Genomic DNA, 14,113 nt, shown 5'->3' on the forward strand with positions numbered 1-14,113 from the left:
TTCCGATCAAATCGAACATGCTCTAAAGGCCGTCTCTCCATCGTCGATATCGAGCGGTTCAGGGCCCTTCAGTCCGCGGCAATAAATCGACAAGGCCGCGGGCCCATTGGGCGGCCCGCTCGGTTTCGCCATTCTTGAGCGGCCCTTCCTGGCCGGTGACTTCAAAGCCTGCCGGCTCCCCGACCAGGTGGCACCCCTGCTCGGAAAGCTCCCGCGCCAGGCGTTCGGCGGCATAGCCGCCGGCCTGCACAACCCAGCGCAATGGTGCGGGATTGATCGTCTCGAGATCGATGCGTGTGTCGAAAGATGCCGCCGCGCCGGCCAGGTCCGGCCGCGACGCAAATTCCTGGATCTCCGGCGTTGGCCGGAAGCCGCGTGTCGGCGAGCCGACAATCAGCAGGTCTACCCCGGACATGTCGAGTGTTCTGGCATCCTGCACCGAGGCAAGCCTGGTGTCATGGGTGCGCGATAATTCATCGGCCATTGCCTGTGCAATCTGGCCGGTATTGCCAAAAATGCTGTCATAGACAATCAGGATGGACATGGCGCATGCTCCCGGCCTTGTCCAGGCAGGATAGACTCATAACTGCGGCAGGGTTTTGACCTCGGTCAAACAGGGACAGGCATCTGCGTTACGTCTCTAGTCGGTCGTTTTGCCGGGCAGGCCTGGGCTTGGTCGAACCAGGCCCGGGACCATTCGCGTCAATACGCTGTCCCTGGCCGCATAATGATGCCAGAGGGCCGCCGCGGCGTGGCCGCCCACCAGCGTCATCATCATCCAGGCTACAAGACCGTGTGCGTTTTCGAGCCGGCCGCTGAGTTCACGCGAGGCCGAAAATGGGCTCGGTAGCTCGAACAGACCGAAGAATGAGATTGCGCCGCCGCCAAGCCACTCGATGCCGAAGCCAAGTCCGATCTGCACCAGCAGCAGACCATAAAGCGCCATATGGACGATGCGTGCCGCGATATGGCTCAGCGGTTTGCCGGGCACCGGGCGGAGACGACGCCCTGCGGTCAGGCGCCAGATCAGCCGGGCAATGACGGTGAGGGCGAGCGCCACCCCTAGCGACACATGTGTGCCCGACAGCCAGCGCAGGCCCATATCACGCGGCAGATAGGTCCACGCCATGGCTGATCCGAAAAGCGCCAGCACCAGAATGGCACTCAACCAGTGCAAGCCGACGGTCACACCGTCATATCGTTCATTTTCGGGGCTCTCGGCCATGTTGATGCTCCTGATGTCGCTGCCCTAAAAAGGTGCATGAGCATCGGGTCGCAACCAACTTATCGTGCTGTAATCTGCGTGAATTATTGGAAAGCTTCGCTATCCTGGCGGGGATACGGCTCGCCGTTCACCGGCCGACGCAGCAAGGGCACGTCGCCTTTGCCGGATTCATCCCCATAGCGCTATCGGTTGAAGTCGATAACTAGCCGCCCAGGCTGGGCAGGGTCAGATCACCACTGGTCAGCTTGCTCGCGGTAATGGCCGCATCGGCCCGCTCGCGCGGCAATTCCAGGCTCGTCCACACGCTCACCAGCGCATGCCTGAGCTCAAAGATCATCTCGTCGGTATGCAATGGCGTGGGGGTAATGCGCAGTCGCTCCGTGCCCTTGGGCACTGTGGGGTAATTGATCGGCTGGATATAGATATTGTGCTTGTCCAGCAGCATGTCGCTGGCCGCCTTCACGGCCCGCGCGTCGCCCACGATCAGCGGCACGATATGGGTGTCTGTCTCCATGACCGGCAGGCCGGCATCGGCCAGGATCGCCTTGGTCAGCCTTGCCTGGCGCTGATGCATGGCCCGTTCTTCGCCATTGCCCTTCAAGTGCTCGATCGAAGCGCGCGCGGCGGCGCAAAGCGCTGGGGGCAGGGCGGTGGTGAAGATGAATTCAGGCGCATAGGAGCGTACCGCGTCGATAATGGAGCGGTTGGCGGCAATATAACCGCCCATCACGCCAAATCCTTTGGCCAATGTGCCCTCGATCACGTCGATCCGGTCCATCAGCCCTTCGCGCTCGGCAATGCCGCCGCCGCGCGGGCCATACATGCCCACCGCATGGACCTCGTCGATATAGGTGAGCGCGCCGAATTCCTCGGCCAGGTCGCAGATGTCCTTGATGGGGGCGATATCGCCATCCATCGAGTAAACGCTTTCAAAGGCAATCAGTTTGGGCCGCTTGCGGTCCACCTGGCTCAGCAATTCGCGCAAGTGTGCCACGTCATTGTGCCGGAAAATCTTCTTTTCCACGCCGGACTGGCGCACGCCCTGGATCATCGAAGCGTGGTTGAGCTGGTCCGAGAAAATGATGCAGTCCGGCATCAGCCGGGCAATGGTGGCGATCGCGGCTTCATTGGAGACAAAGCCCGAAGTGAACACCAGCGCCGCCTCTTTGCGGTGCAGATCGGCAAGCGAACGTTCCAGTTCCACCAATGGGCGGTTGGTGCCCGAAATATTGCGGGTGCCGCCGGCGCCTACGCCCATGCTGGCTGCGGTGTCCTGCATGGCCTTGACGACCTTTTCATGCTGACCCATGCCCAGATAATCATTGGAGCACCAGATGGTGATTTCGCGGGCATTATCGGCATCGTCGCGGTAGACCGCCTTGGGAAAGCGTCCGGCGATCCGTTCGAGGTCTGCAAAGACGCGATAGCGCTTCTCCGACCGCAGTGTGTCCACTGCATCCTCGAAAATTCCGCGATAATCCATGGGAGCCGTTCCTTTGCGAGCGTGGGGACGGCGGGGCGGCCGAACCTGCTCTTTAATGCTCTATCTAATCCCCGTGACGTCGCATTGATATAGGTCAATTCGACGCGCTGACCTGGCTAACCCCTTCTGCGCATTGGGGCTGATCAGCAAACATCAGAGCCATTCTAAAGTAAGCGACGCGCCCTGCCAACTCCGGGAACTACCGCATGCGCGCATATGGGGCTCGCCTCGGACAAGTGTCCGATGCGCCGGGTCGGTATTGCCGCTACCGTCCTTTTGTCGATTAACCGGATCGCGGTGTATTTGTTGATAGTTTGCTTTGACTGCGCTTAGATCGAGTGACTCTGGGGAGAGTAATGAGGGGAGTTTAGGGATGAAGAGCTTTTCATCTTCAAGTTTTGCCGGCCAGCATGCCGATGCGCTGGCCCTGGCGCGGGCCGCGGTGGAACACAATCCGCGCGCCCTGTTCACCGATTTCCAGTGGTTTCTCTACCAGGGGCGGGACACGGTCTTTTTTACCGCCTTTTCCACCCAGAGTTACGACAAGGATGCCCTGGGCAACATGGTTGCCGAAATGATCGCCCTGGCGCCCCAACTCACGCACGGCTTTGTTGGCGCCCGGCCGGGCCAGCCTTTTCCCAAGCATCTGCTCGATGCCATTACCTCGGTCGATATCGTCGACGAGTTTGACGGCTATCCCGATAAATGGCTGGGCAAATCCTCCGACATTTTCGAGCGTGAGGATTTGCCGTTATTTCGTGTCATGGCCGCCGTGCGGCGCGATGGTCCGGACGCGCAGGGGCGTGCTGCCATCCTGCAGGTGCGCTCCAGCCATGCCCTGCTCGAGGGTTCGGACTCGGCCCTGTTGACACGTTCGGCCGCGGCCGGTCATGGCGTGCAATCCGACAAGTCTAACAAGCTGCCCTGGGTCGACCGTTTCAGGAGCGCCATGCGCGGCGGGCTGACCTCGCTCATCTACCTGGTCCTGGCCAATGTCCTGGCACCCAAGGCGCAGCCCTGGGGTTTCAAGACCCTGGCTGTTGAGCGCCATCGCCTGCGTCAACTCGCCAATAAACTCGGCGTCCGCCAACGCTCTCTCATGTTCGCCCTGGTCACCCACGCCCTCAATGGCGAGGGCAGCGAAAAGGCTATGAGCAAGAAGGTGATCGGCGCCAATTATACGATGCTCGACACCAGGCGAAACGATACTGACGATGATTTCTTCCGGGTGCGGGCGCTGGAGGCAAAATTCACCGTCATGGATGACTTTGTCGACTATGTCCGGGCGGTCGACAATACCGTGGCAGGCATTGAGCAGAAGGACATCACATCTTTCCAGGTGGTGATCAATTCGATGTTCAAGGTCATGCGCGCCCTCAATCGCGTGTTTCCCTTCCTGCCCAATAAGCGCTTCTGGCGCTTCAATGGAGGCACCCACATCGTTCTCACCCTGGTGCCGCCGCACCGCACCTATGGCCCCATGACCCACGGCATGGTCGAGCCGCTTTACTGCGGCGCCTGGCACTCCGAGGTGAATATCTGCACCTTCTGTCCGGGCCGTGACTATGTGACCTTCAACTTCTCCATGGAGCAGCGCCACATCGACAATGTCGAGAAGGTGTCCGCCCTGCTCGACGAAATCGAGCGTCGCGACGTGACCCCTCATACCATGGCGCCCGCCGTCGAACGTCTGCGCTGATTGTGCGTGCAATCTGACGCGGCCGCCCCGATGGCGCGGGTCCCCATCCACGTCAATTGAGGCATGATGTACGTACCTCAAAACAACTTGCCGGAATGGGGCGCCTCGGGTTAAGGGAGTGTTCATGAAGGCCATCCTGGCCTCACTCCTGGCTTCTTTCGGACCCGACCATGACGCGCTTCGCCACCTATCCAAGTCTCAACGATCGCCCCGTCATCATCTCTGGCGGCGCTTCCGGCATTGGCGAGGCCATGGTCCGCGCCTTCGCCGAACAGGGCGCAAAAGTAGGCTTTGTCGACATCGCCGTAGAGGCCGGAGAAGCCCTGGCAGCAGAGTTGCAGCAGGCCGGCCGGACAGTCCATTTTATCGCTTGCGATATCACCGACATTGCCGCCTATCAGGCTGTCATTGCTGAATTTTCGCGCCTTCACGGCGACGCGCTGGTCCTCGTCAACAATGCCGCGCACGACCAAAGGCACAATTGGGCCGAGGTGACACCTGATGAATGGGACGAGCGCATGGCTGTCAATCTCAAGCACGCCTTTTTCGCCGCTCAGGCGGTAGCGCCGGGCATGGCAAAGGCGGGGCAGGGGTCGATCATCAACTATGGCTCGATCAGTTGGATGATCATGACGCCGGGCCTGCCGGTTTACGAAACCGCCAAGGCCGCCGCTCATGGCCTTACCCGATCCCTCGCGCGTGAATTGGGTCGGTCGGGCATCCGCGTCAATACACTGGTTCCCGGAGCGGTCATCACCCAGCGCCAGCTCGATCTCTGGATCAAGCCGGGCGGGCTGGAACAGATCGAGGCGCAGCAGGCGCTCTCGGGCCATGTAAAGCCCGCCGATTGCGCGCGCATGGCCCTGTTCCTGGCGGCCGAGGACAGCGCCATGGTCACCGGCCAGCAATTCCTGGTCGATGCGGGCTGGGCCAATAGCTGACCGTTCATCTCCCGTTCAGCCTCTTCCCCTCATCACGCTCCTGCCTTATTCAGGGGCAACACAAGGCCAATAACCGCGAATCCTTTTGGGGGAAGCCATATGAAGTCGAAGGTTCTCGTCGCCCTTGCCGCGACCCTGGCGCTGAGCGCCTGCACCACCACCGATCCCTATACAGGCCAGAGCCGCCTCTCCAACACCGCTGGCGGTGGCCTGCTGGGTGCTGGCGGCGGTGCTGTTGCTGGCGCTATTGTCGGTGCCGCCGTTGGTGGTGACCCGCGCGTTGGCGCGCTGATTGGCGCCGGTGTTGGTGGCCTGACCGGCGCGGCCATCGGCAATTACATGGACCAGCAGGAAGCCGAACTGCGCGCCCAGCTGCAGGGCACCGGTGTTTCGGTTACCCGCGTGGGCGATCAGATCATTCTCAACATGCCCTCCAACATCACCTTTGCGACCGATCAGTCGACCGTGCAGCCTCAGTTCAACCAGACCCTGGTTTCGGTTGCTCTCGTGCTCAAGAAGTTCGACAAGACGATCGTGGATGTCTATGGCCACACCGACAGCCAGGGCGACGACGCCTATAACCTGGCTCTCAGCCAGCGCCGCGCCGTTTCTGTCGCCACCATCCTGGCCAATCAGGGTATCGACCAGCGCCGCTTCTACATCGAAGGCAAGGGCGAAAGCTCTCCCATTGCCTCCAACGCCACCGAAGCCGGGCGCGCACAAAACCGCCGCGTGGAAATCCAGCTCTCCCCGATTCGCGGCTGATAGAGCTTCAAATCATGCCAGAGGCGCGATCTTCGGATCGCGCCTTTATTATTGCACTGGCGTCTCGATCACGGGGTCGGAGGTCGGTGTGCCCGGCTGCATATCGGTCCCCGGCGCGCCCGAGAAAACCTGCATGACCAGCAGGATGGCGATGATTATTGCCAGCGCGCCCAGACCATAGAGCCACCAATTGGTGGGCCCGGTCGAACCCACGGTCGGGTCGTGCTCACCGGCGACTTTGAGGCCAGATCCGTCCGGCACGTCCAGCTTGGCGGCGTTCTCATCGACCAGATAGTCGACCTTGGCGACCTGTGGTGAGTGTTTTTCCTTGGCTTCGGCCATCAGTAATCTCCCTTCAATACGGTTTCTGTGCCCACGCCCTCTTCCACGCCCTCGCGCACTTCGGCGATGGCCTGGTCGATTTCCTCGGGCTCAAAGGCCACCGCGCCGCCCTCGACCGGCGCGCCGGTCGCTTCGGCTTTGAGCTGGTTGAGGAGCGCGATCTTCTCGCGCGCCGTAAATAGAGTGTGGTGGGCGATCTGCATGGGGTTGAGCTGGTCTTTGCCGCCCATGCGTTCCTTGAGGCTATCCAATATCATTGTTCTCTCCCGCGGTTTGTGTCGAACTCTATGGTTGTCCATAAGCTCAATGCCGTGGGATGCGCCTGGTTCCGGCGGCCGAACGTCTGAAGGCGCCGCTCGCGCGATCACATTTTCCGTTTGCGGAAACCGGTCATGGATGCTCGCGTTCTGCCTCCACACCCCCAAATGAGGAGGATTAAATGGCCTATGATGACAAACGCGTCGCCACCGCGGACGTAAAAGAAACCCATGACCTGATCGCTTCGGACAAGGTCGAGGGCACTAAGGTTTACGATCCGAACGGCGAGCATATCGGCTCGATCGAGCGCATTCTGGTCGAGAAGCGCGGCGGCAAGGTGTCCTATGCCGTGCTGAGCTTCGGTGGTTTTCTGGGCATTGGACATGACCACTATCCTTTGCCCTGGTCCAAGCTCGATTATGACGAAAATCTCGGCGGCTACCGCGTCGATATCACCAGGGAACAGCTCGAAGGCGCCCCGCATTACGAAAGCGACGACGACAATTTCTGGACGGCCGAGAATGGGCGTCGCGTCCATGACTATTATGGCGTGACCCCATATTGGATCTGATCCAGGCCAGGCTTTTCAATGACCAAATGATTGCAAGGGCCGACGCCGGCTTTACGGCGCCGGTCTTTTTTGCGTTCACGAGCGCGTGAACATGTAACGCCTTCGGGCCGGCGACGAATGTCCTCGTGTTGGAACCGCAAAGGTTCCCCACCAGAGGAGAATCCAATGAACCGCCTGACCACTTTCGCTCTCGCCGCTTCGCTCAGCGCTGCACTCGGCGGCACCGCAATCGCTCAGGATGCGATGGGCGGCGATGCCATGGCAGCAACCGAGAAATGCTATGGCGTGGCCCTGGCCGGTGCCAATGATTGCGCCGCGGGCCCCGGCACCACCTGCGCCGGCACATCCACCATCGACTATCAGGGCAATGCCTGGAAGGCTGTGCCTGCAGGCACTTGTGAAACCATGATGATCGAAGGCGACCGCATGGGTTCGCTCGAGCCGCTCGATCGCGATCTCCCCATGGCAAGCTGACCGCTTCAATACGGGAGGCTTGCGAGCCTCCCGCCTTGCATTTCAAGGGAGGTTCCAATGCCGTTCGATAGTTTGCCGGCCCGCCCCGGCCTGGGCCTGAAATCCCAGCACTACACGCAGATCATTGCCGAAAAGCCTGACCTTGGCTTTTTCGAGGTTCACGCTGAGAACTATATGGGCGACGGCGGCCCGCCGCATCGTTACCTGACCGCCATTTGCGAGCATTATCCATTGTCGCTTCACGGCGTTGGCCTGTCCATCGGTGGGGAGGGCCCGCTCGATCGTGCCCATCTTGACCGTCTGAGAGTGCTGGTCGATCGCTATGCCCCCGCCTCGTTTTCGGAGCATTTGGCCTGGTCCAGCCACGACGAAGGCTATCTCAACGATCTCCTGCCGGTCCCCTATACGTCCCGGACGCTGGATCGCGTCGTCGCCCATGTCGAAGAGGTGCAACAGGCTTTGGGGCGGCGCATGCTGCTGGAAAATCCCTCAACCTATGTGCTCTTTGCGGAGAGTACGATCGACGAAGTCGACTTCCTCGACGCCATCGCCACCCGCACCGGCTGCGGCCTGCTGCTCGACGTCAACAATGTCATGGTCTCGGCGGTCAACCACCGGCTGGATCCGGTGCGCTATATTGACCGCTTTCCCATCCACCATGTCGGCGAAATTCATCTCGCCGGCTATGATGAAACCACTGACGATGCTGGCGAACGTCTATTGATCGATGCCCATGGCAGCCGCGTCCGCCCCGATGTGTTCGAACTTTACCGCCATACGATCTCTCGCACCGGCCCGCTGCCGACATTGATTGAATGGGACAATGATGTCCCCACCTTCGATGTGCTGATGGACGAGGTGCGGCTGGTCGACGAAGTGCTCGATGGCACCCTGGCGCAAAGGCTCGCGTCGTGACCAGCCAGAGCCAGTTCACCAGCGCCCTGACGAACCCGGCTGAGCCCGTGCCATCCGGTCTGGTATCGCCACGCGGTACCACCGACGCAAAGCGCTTTGCCGTCTATCGCAACAATGTTCACGTGAGCCTGACCGGCGCCATTGCCGCCCGTTTCCCGGTTGTGCGGCAAGTGGTCGGCGAAACATTCTTCGCGGGCATGGCGCGGGTCTATGTGGGGCAGAACAAGCCGAAAAGTCCCATCCTGCTACACTACGGTGATAGCTTTGCTGAATTCATCGCCAGCTTTCCGCCTGCCTCGAGCCTGCCATACCTGCCAGACCTGGCGCGGTTGGAGGCAGCCTGGTCGGACGTCTACAATGCCGCTGATGCTGCTACCCTTGCACCCGCCGATTTGGGGCGTATTGATGCCGCCGCGCTGGGAGCTTTGACCCTGGTCCTGGCGCCGGCGTCTCGCAGCGTCCGTTCCCGCTACCCGGTTGGATCGATCTGGTCCGCTCACCAATCGTCGCCAGCCAATATCCCCTCAATCTCGGGTGGGGAATGCGTGCTGCTGACCCGCCCGCAGGCGGAGGTTCGCGTCACCGTCATTCCCGCTTCCGCCGCCGCGTTTCTCTCGGCGCTGTCTGAGGGCAACAGCCTTGCATCGGCCTCGGAGGCCGCAATAGCCGGTTTTCCCGATTTCGATCCTGGCGCCGCACTGGTGGGGTTGGCCGGCCTCGGGGCCTTTGCGGCCATCAACGGAGCTTTGACATGATTATCGATCGTCTTCATGGCTTTTGGCAGCGGCTCGACACAGGCTTGGGCAGCGTGCCCTCGGCGCTGCCCCTGCTCGCGCTGCGTGTCGCTCTGGCCATCCCGTTCTGGCGTTCGGGTCTGACCAAATGGGACGGGTTTTTCAACCTGTCGACCGGCGCGCGCTACCTGTTCGAGCAGGAGTTTCGCTTGCACATTCTTGGCCAGGCCTTTCCCTATCCGGCGCCGCTGGCCATGGCATTCCTGGCCGGAATAGGGGAGCTCGTTCTGCCTGTGCTGCTCGTTCTCGGTCTCGGCACGCGCCTGGCCGCGCTCGGCATTATCGGCATGACCATCATCATCCAGCTCACCGTGCCCGATGGCCTGGTCAATTTTCATCTGCCCTGGTTCGCCATGGCACTGGCACTGCTGGTCTATGGCGGGGGAACGCTCTCGGCCGATCGGCTCTTGGGCGGTCTGGTCGGTGCGCGGCTCAAGGGGTCTGCGCACCCCGCGCCGTGACGTAAAGCGCATAAACAGAGGTCGTGGCGGTGATGAACAGCCGATTTCGCCGCGGCCCGCCAAATGTCAGGTTCGATACGCATTGCGGCACGCGGATCTTGCCACAGAGCTTGCCGGTTTCGTCGAAGATATGCACGCCATCGGCCGCCGAACACCAGAGCCAGCCTTCGCTATCGACTCTGAAGCCGTCCGGAACGCCGGCATCGATCACGGCAAACGGCCCCTCATCGCGCACGGACTGACCGTCATTTTCAACTGAAAAGGCTCGGATGTGCCGCGGCACATCCGGATTGTGGCTGGCGCCTGAATCGGCCACATAGAGGCGGCTTTCATCGGGCGAGAAGGCCAGTCCATTGGGCTGCACGAAATCGCCGACCATCAGGCTGATCGCGCCGGTATCGCCATCAATGCGATAGACCCCACGGACAGGCTGCTCCGGCGGGGTCATATAGCCCTCATAATCCGAGAGGATGCCGTAGGTCGGATCGGTGAACCAGATCGACCGGTCCGATTTGACCACCACATCATTGGGCGAGTTGAGTTTTCTGCCCTCAAAACTGTCGGCGAGCACGGTGATCGATCCATCGATCTCCATGCGGGTCACCCGGCGCTCCCCATGCTCGCAGGAGATCAACCGGCCCTGGCCATCGCGCGTGTGACCATTGGCAAAGCCGGAGGGTTCGAGAAAGACGCTGACTGAATTGTCGCGCGGCAGATAGCGCAGCACCTGTTGGTTGGGAATGTCGGAAAAATAGAGGCAGTCATGGTCCGAGAACCAAACCGGCCCCTCGGTCCACCGGCACCCGGAATGAACCTCCTCCAGCCGCGCACTGCCAACGATCTTGTGCGCAAAACGCGGATCGATGATTTCGTAAAGATCTTGTTCGGCCATCATCCCCTCCAATGCGGTAAAAGGCATAGAGCGGACCGGGTCCGGCGACAAGACCATCGCGGGCAGCACCAGGCAGATCGCGCCCGAGTGGTTTGGCCGGCGGTTGAAATTAGCGAAGAGCCCTAAATCCATGGTTGCCGTCAGTTTTGTCGCCAGCGCCTTCCACGCGGCCTCTGGCAGGCTTCGCGCCACCACCGGCCATGATAGGGCCGGCGATTGCGCCATGCGGTCGGTGCTAATATTATCTTGAAATCAGAATCAAGGTCGCGTTTGCTAGTGCTGGAGATCGGGATTGTCCGGTTTCTTTCAGCTCCGGCCTGTTCCAGGCTTTCCCACCTGCGCCCTGCACCACTCATCCTCCGCTATTCACAAGAGATCAAAAAGACCATGCGCAAGCCCAAACGCCAGGCGGGCACGTCCAGGCCCACAATGATGGACGTCGCCGCTGCAGCAGGTGTTTCCCAGGCGACCGTGTCGCTCGTCCTGAGTGGCAGCAAAGGTGCTAGGCTCGCCGAGAGCACCCGAAAGCGCGTCGTGGAGGCCGCCGAGGCGCTGGGATACAAATTCGTCCGGCGCGGTCAGCGCTCGAGCAATGGCAATGCCATGAGCATCCTGTTCATTGCCGACGAAATTTCCGCTGATCCCTGGATGTCCCTCGCCTTCGAGGGCGCGCGCGACCGGGCCCTCGAACAGGGGGTGAATCTCACCCTGGGCCTCAGCCATGGCGATCCGGATGTCGAAACCAGCCTGGTGGGTAGCGCCGGCAGGCAACAATTGGCAGGCCTGATCTATGGCACCATCCTGACCCGGCAGGTCCAGCTTCCCGAGGTTTTTTCCCGGCACCATACTGTTCTGGTCAATTGTTACGACGTGGGGCGGGCGTTCAGCGCCGTCCTGCCCGGAGACCTGGTGGGCGGGCGCGCCGCCACCGAACATCTGATTGCGGTTGGCCGGCGGCGGATCGGCTACATCAACGGACAACAGGGGGTCGATGCCGCACGCGACCGCCTCAAAGGCTATCGCCAGGCCTTGGCCAGCGCCGATATTGGTTTTGATCCTGCCCTGGTCCGTCCCGGCAATTGGGAGCCCTCGGCAGGATATCTCATGACAAAGGAATTGATGGCTCTGCCAAACCCGCCCGACGCCATCTTTTGTGCCAACGACATGATGGCCGTGGGATGCTATGACGCGCTCAAGGAATTGGGGAAATCCATTCCCCACGACGTGGCGGTCATCGGGTTCGACGACCGGGATATCGCCCAGTCCATGCATCCGCCGCTGTCGACGCTCGTGCTTCCACATTACGAGATGGGGCGGACGGCTGTCGAATTACTCCTCGATGCAGTGGGCGGCCAGAAGGCATCGCCGAGCCGGACCAAGGTGGAGTGCGAATTGATTATCCGTCACTCCACCGCGGGTCGTTCATCGCCAGGGCTCCACCATTCCGGTCGCCTTTACGATAGCCCGGAGCCCACCGCTGCCAGCCTATTCGGAGCTGCGGAAATTGCGGAAGCGATCGAACGCGACCGCGATGACAATGAATGAGCCCACAAAGGCTCCCTGCCAGAATGTGCTGATGCCAAGCAGGATGAGGCTATTGCGGATCACCTCTATCAGCAGGGCGCCCACGACGGCGCCGAAGGCCGTCCCCACACCGCCGGCCAGATTGGCGCCACCGATGACGGCTGCCGCAATCACGGACAATTCCATGGCCTGTCCCAGATTGGTCGTCACGCCGCCCAGCCAGCCCACTTCGAGCACGCCGGTCACCCCTGCCATCAGTGCTGAGAACACATAGACCGAAACCTTGAGGCGCCCGACCGCAATACCTGTCAACTTGGCGGCCTGCTCATTGCCGCCCAGGGCGAACAGATGCTGCCCCCAGCGCGTCCACTTAAACAGGAACCCAGTCAAGAGGGCGAGCACCGCCAGCACGATGAGCGGGTTTGGCAGGCCCAGGGTCGATCCACCGCCCAGTGCGAGCAAGAAGCCATGATCGGGCCCGAACTCATAGATCATCTTGTTATTGGACAAAACCATGGCCAGCGACCGCGCAACCGATAGCATGCCCAGGGTCACGACGAAGGGCGGCATCCGCGCATAGGCAATCAGCAGCCCGTTCACGAGCCCCACAAGGGCCGCGACCAGCAGGGCCGCGGGAATGCCGATCCAGGCGGGAAAGCCGCCCGACATCAGCACGGCCACCGTCATGGCCGACAGCACCACGGTCGAACCGACTGACAGGTCGATGCCTCCCGAGGCGATGACCGCGGTCATTCCCAGCGCGATGATGCCGACAAAGGCGAAATTGCGCGAAACATTGAACAGGTTGCGCTCGGTGGCGAATGTGTCCGTCAGCAGCGCCAGGGCGAGGCAGGCCAGAATGGCGGCCAGAAAGACCCAGAAGGTCTGATAGCTGGTGAGCCTGGACACCAGGCCTCGATGTTCCGATCGATCGATGGCGGCGGCCAGGGTGTTGTTGGATGTAGACATTGATCTTCCGATGCTCCGCTTCAGGCCGCTTCGATGGCGCCGGTAATGAGGCCAGTGACCTCTTCGGGTGAGGACGCGCTGGCCTTCTTGTTGGCGACCAGCTTTCCGCGCCGCAGGACGGCAATATTGTCGGCCACCTCAAACACATCCGGCATGCGGTGGCTGATGAGAACCACGGCTATGCCGTGATCCCGCAGGAAGCGGATGAGATTGAGCACTTCGGCGACCTGGCGCACCGAAATGGCGGCGGTCGGTTCGTCCATCAGCACGATCTTGGCGTCCGTCAGCAGGGTGCGTGCAATGGCCACGGCCTGACGCTGGCCACCCGACATATGCTTGACGAGGTCTCTCGGGCGGGTCTCGGATTTGAGCCGGGCAAACAGCTCGGCCGAGCGCTCCCGCATGGCCGCATAGTCGATGATCCGCAGCGGCCCGAACTGCCGCGTGAGTTCGCGCCCCAGGAACACATTGGATGCGGCCGACAAATTGTTGCAGATCGCAAGGTCCTGATAAACCACCTCTATACCGGCCCTCTGGGCATCGAGAGGCCGGTGAAATTCGACCTTGGTGTCGGAAATGAACATCTCGCCGGCAGTCGGTGCAAAATTACCCGCGATCACCTTGACGAGCGTGGACTTGCCCGCCCCATTGTCTCCCATCAGGCCGACCACCTGTCCCGGAGCGATTTCCAGTGACACTTCGTTCAGCGCCTGAATGGCCCCGAAATGCTTGCTAATATTGGTGAGCTTTAAAGCGCTCATACGCCTCCCCTTCGTCCTCTACGTCGTCTGCATGGCGCT

General features: G+C 61.2%; 17 protein-coding genes. 9 read left to right on the plus strand and 8 right to left on the minus strand.

Annotation, left to right across the window (positions count from 1 at the left end; translation table 11 throughout):
- Positions 1-58 precede the first annotated feature (58 nt).
- The 3 genes from V8Z65_RS02555 to hemA all read right to left on the minus strand — a co-directional run bounded on the left by V8Z65_RS02555 (position 59) and on the right by hemA (position 2,708).
- Positions 59-544 (minus strand): flavodoxin domain-containing protein, encoded by a 486-nt coding sequence (locus V8Z65_RS02555; protein WP_338722322.1) that lies wholly within the window; start codon positions 542-544, stop codon positions 59-61.
- 96 nt (positions 545-640) lie between these two features.
- Entirely contained in the window at positions 641-1,225 is a 585-nt protein-coding gene (locus V8Z65_RS02560) for a cytochrome b (protein ID WP_338722323.1), read from the minus strand.
- Positions 1,226-1,427: 202 nt separating this feature from the next.
- The gene (hemA, locus tag V8Z65_RS02565; protein WP_338722324.1) at positions 1,428-2,708 is read right to left on the minus strand and encodes a 5-aminolevulinate synthase; all 1,281 of its coding nucleotides are present in this window, start codon (positions 2,706-2,708) and stop codon (positions 1,428-1,430) included.
- Between the two features lie 373 nt (positions 2,709-3,081).
- Here hemA and V8Z65_RS02570 point away from each other — a divergent pair, with 373 nt between their 5' ends.
- From V8Z65_RS02570 to V8Z65_RS02580, 3 genes are all read left to right on the plus strand, one after another.
- Positions 3,082-4,407, plus strand: coding sequence for a hypothetical protein (locus tag V8Z65_RS02570; protein ID WP_338722326.1), 1,326 nt, complete (start codon positions 3,082-3,084; stop codon positions 4,405-4,407).
- A 170-nt stretch (positions 4,408-4,577) separates the two neighbouring features.
- Positions 4,578-5,348, plus strand: coding sequence for an SDR family oxidoreductase (locus V8Z65_RS02575; RefSeq protein WP_338722328.1), 771 nt, complete (start codon positions 4,578-4,580; stop codon positions 5,346-5,348).
- A 99-nt stretch (positions 5,349-5,447) separates the two neighbouring features.
- Positions 5,448-6,113 (plus strand): OmpA family protein, encoded by a 666-nt coding sequence (locus V8Z65_RS02580; RefSeq protein ID WP_338722329.1) that lies wholly within the window; start codon positions 5,448-5,450, stop codon positions 6,111-6,113.
- A gap of 48 nt (positions 6,114-6,161) precedes the next feature.
- On the opposite strand, the gene V8Z65_RS02585 is transcribed toward V8Z65_RS02580, so the two are convergent.
- Both V8Z65_RS02585 and V8Z65_RS02590 read right to left on the minus strand, forming a co-directional pair.
- Complete coding sequence (locus V8Z65_RS02585; RefSeq protein ID WP_338722330.1) at positions 6,162-6,455, minus strand: hypothetical protein; 294 nt, start codon at positions 6,453-6,455, stop codon at positions 6,162-6,164.
- Complete coding sequence (locus tag V8Z65_RS02590) at positions 6,455-6,712, minus strand: hypothetical protein (RefSeq protein ID WP_338722331.1); 258 nt, start codon at positions 6,710-6,712, stop codon at positions 6,455-6,457. The genes V8Z65_RS02585 and V8Z65_RS02590 overlap by 1 nt, the downstream gene beginning before the upstream one ends.
- A gap of 182 nt (positions 6,713-6,894) precedes the next feature.
- Between V8Z65_RS02590 and V8Z65_RS02595 the strand changes: the two genes are divergently transcribed.
- From V8Z65_RS02595 to V8Z65_RS02615, 5 genes are all read left to right on the plus strand, one after another.
- Positions 6,895-7,284, plus strand: coding sequence for a PRC-barrel domain-containing protein (locus V8Z65_RS02595; RefSeq protein ID WP_338722332.1), 390 nt, complete (start codon positions 6,895-6,897; stop codon positions 7,282-7,284).
- 165 nt (positions 7,285-7,449) lie between these two features.
- The gene (locus tag V8Z65_RS02600; protein WP_338722333.1) at positions 7,450-7,758 is read left to right on the plus strand and encodes a DUF2282 domain-containing protein; all 309 of its coding nucleotides are present in this window, start codon (positions 7,450-7,452) and stop codon (positions 7,756-7,758) included.
- A 57-nt stretch (positions 7,759-7,815) separates the two neighbouring features.
- Positions 7,816-8,673 (plus strand): DUF692 domain-containing protein, encoded by an 858-nt coding sequence (locus tag V8Z65_RS02605; RefSeq protein ID WP_338722334.1) that lies wholly within the window; start codon positions 7,816-7,818, stop codon positions 8,671-8,673.
- The gene (locus V8Z65_RS02610; RefSeq protein ID WP_338722336.1) at positions 8,670-9,428 is read left to right on the plus strand and encodes a DNA-binding domain-containing protein; all 759 of its coding nucleotides are present in this window, start codon (positions 8,670-8,672) and stop codon (positions 9,426-9,428) included. Before V8Z65_RS02605 ends, V8Z65_RS02610 begins: the two co-directional genes overlap by 4 nt.
- On the plus strand, positions 9,425-9,928 hold the full coding sequence (locus tag V8Z65_RS02615) for a DoxX family protein (protein ID WP_338722337.1): 504 nt from the start codon (positions 9,425-9,427) through the stop codon (positions 9,926-9,928). The genes V8Z65_RS02610 and V8Z65_RS02615 overlap by 4 nt, the downstream gene beginning before the upstream one ends.
- On the opposite strand, the gene V8Z65_RS02620 is transcribed toward V8Z65_RS02615, so the two are convergent.
- Positions 9,900-10,820 (minus strand): SMP-30/gluconolactonase/LRE family protein, encoded by a 921-nt coding sequence (locus V8Z65_RS02620; RefSeq protein ID WP_338723938.1) that lies wholly within the window; start codon positions 10,818-10,820, stop codon positions 9,900-9,902. The genes V8Z65_RS02615 and V8Z65_RS02620 overlap by 29 nt on opposite strands.
- A 387-nt stretch (positions 10,821-11,207) precedes the next feature.
- Here V8Z65_RS02620 and V8Z65_RS02625 point away from each other — a divergent pair, with 387 nt between their 5' ends.
- A complete protein-coding gene (locus V8Z65_RS02625; RefSeq protein ID WP_338722338.1) occupies positions 11,208-12,365 on the plus strand; it encodes a LacI family DNA-binding transcriptional regulator in 1,158 nt (385 codons plus the stop codon).
- Here the strand turns inward: V8Z65_RS02625 and V8Z65_RS02630 are convergent.
- Positions 12,306-13,313 (minus strand): ABC transporter permease, encoded by a 1,008-nt coding sequence (locus V8Z65_RS02630; protein ID WP_338722339.1) that lies wholly within the window; start codon positions 13,311-13,313, stop codon positions 12,306-12,308. The genes V8Z65_RS02625 and V8Z65_RS02630 overlap by 60 nt on opposite strands.
- 20 nt (positions 13,314-13,333) lie before the next feature.
- Positions 13,334-14,074, minus strand: coding sequence for an ATP-binding cassette domain-containing protein (locus tag V8Z65_RS02635; RefSeq protein ID WP_338722340.1), 741 nt, complete (start codon positions 14,072-14,074; stop codon positions 13,334-13,336).
- Positions 14,075-14,113 lie beyond the last annotated feature (39 nt).

Source organism: Devosia sp. XK-2 (assembly GCF_037113415.1).
Lineage (GTDB): Bacteria > Pseudomonadota > Alphaproteobacteria > Rhizobiales > Devosiaceae > Devosia.

What these genes read in the sequence shown, in the direction of transcription:
- V8Z65_RS02555 (WP_338722322.1), bottom strand. Translation starts at nt 544, where the DNA reads ATGTCCATCCTGATTGTCTATGACAGCATTTTTGGCAATACCGGCCAG.
- V8Z65_RS02560 (WP_338722323.1), bottom strand. Translation starts at nt 1,225, where the DNA reads ATGGCCGAGAGCCCCGAAAATGAACGATATGACGGTGTGACCGTCGGC.
- hemA (WP_338722324.1), bottom strand. Translation starts at nt 2,708, where the DNA reads ATGGATTATCGCGGAATTTTCGAGGATGCAGTGGACACACTGCGGTCG.
- V8Z65_RS02570 (WP_338722326.1), top strand. Translation starts at nt 3,082, where the DNA reads ATGAAGAGCTTTTCATCTTCAAGTTTTGCCGGCCAGCATGCCGATGCG.
- V8Z65_RS02575 (WP_338722328.1), top strand. Translation starts at nt 4,578, where the DNA reads ATGACGCGCTTCGCCACCTATCCAAGTCTCAACGATCGCCCCGTCATC.
- V8Z65_RS02580 (WP_338722329.1), top strand. Translation starts at nt 5,448, where the DNA reads ATGAAGTCGAAGGTTCTCGTCGCCCTTGCCGCGACCCTGGCGCTGAGC.
- V8Z65_RS02585 (WP_338722330.1), bottom strand. Translation starts at nt 6,455, where the DNA reads ATGGCCGAAGCCAAGGAAAAACACTCACCACAGGTCGCCAAGGTCGAC.
- V8Z65_RS02590 (WP_338722331.1), bottom strand. Translation starts at nt 6,712, where the DNA reads ATGATATTGGATAGCCTCAAGGAACGCATGGGCGGCAAAGACCAGCTC.
- V8Z65_RS02595 (WP_338722332.1), top strand. Translation starts at nt 6,895, where the DNA reads ATGGCCTATGATGACAAACGCGTCGCCACCGCGGACGTAAAAGAAACC.
- V8Z65_RS02600 (WP_338722333.1), top strand. Translation starts at nt 7,450, where the DNA reads ATGAACCGCCTGACCACTTTCGCTCTCGCCGCTTCGCTCAGCGCTGCA.
- V8Z65_RS02605 (WP_338722334.1), top strand. Translation starts at nt 7,816, where the DNA reads ATGCCGTTCGATAGTTTGCCGGCCCGCCCCGGCCTGGGCCTGAAATCC.
- V8Z65_RS02615 (WP_338722337.1), top strand. Translation starts at nt 9,425, where the DNA reads ATGATTATCGATCGTCTTCATGGCTTTTGGCAGCGGCTCGACACAGGC.
- V8Z65_RS02620 (WP_338723938.1), bottom strand. Translation starts at nt 10,820, where the DNA reads ATGGCCGAACAAGATCTTTACGAAATCATCGATCCGCGTTTTGCGCAC.
- V8Z65_RS02625 (WP_338722338.1), top strand. Translation starts at nt 11,208, where the DNA reads ATGCGCAAGCCCAAACGCCAGGCGGGCACGTCCAGGCCCACAATGATG.
- V8Z65_RS02630 (WP_338722339.1), bottom strand. Translation starts at nt 13,313, where the DNA reads ATGTCTACATCCAACAACACCCTGGCCGCCGCCATCGATCGATCGGAA.
- V8Z65_RS02635 (WP_338722340.1), bottom strand. Translation starts at nt 14,074, where the DNA reads ATGAGCGCTTTAAAGCTCACCAATATTAGCAAGCATTTCGGGGCCATT.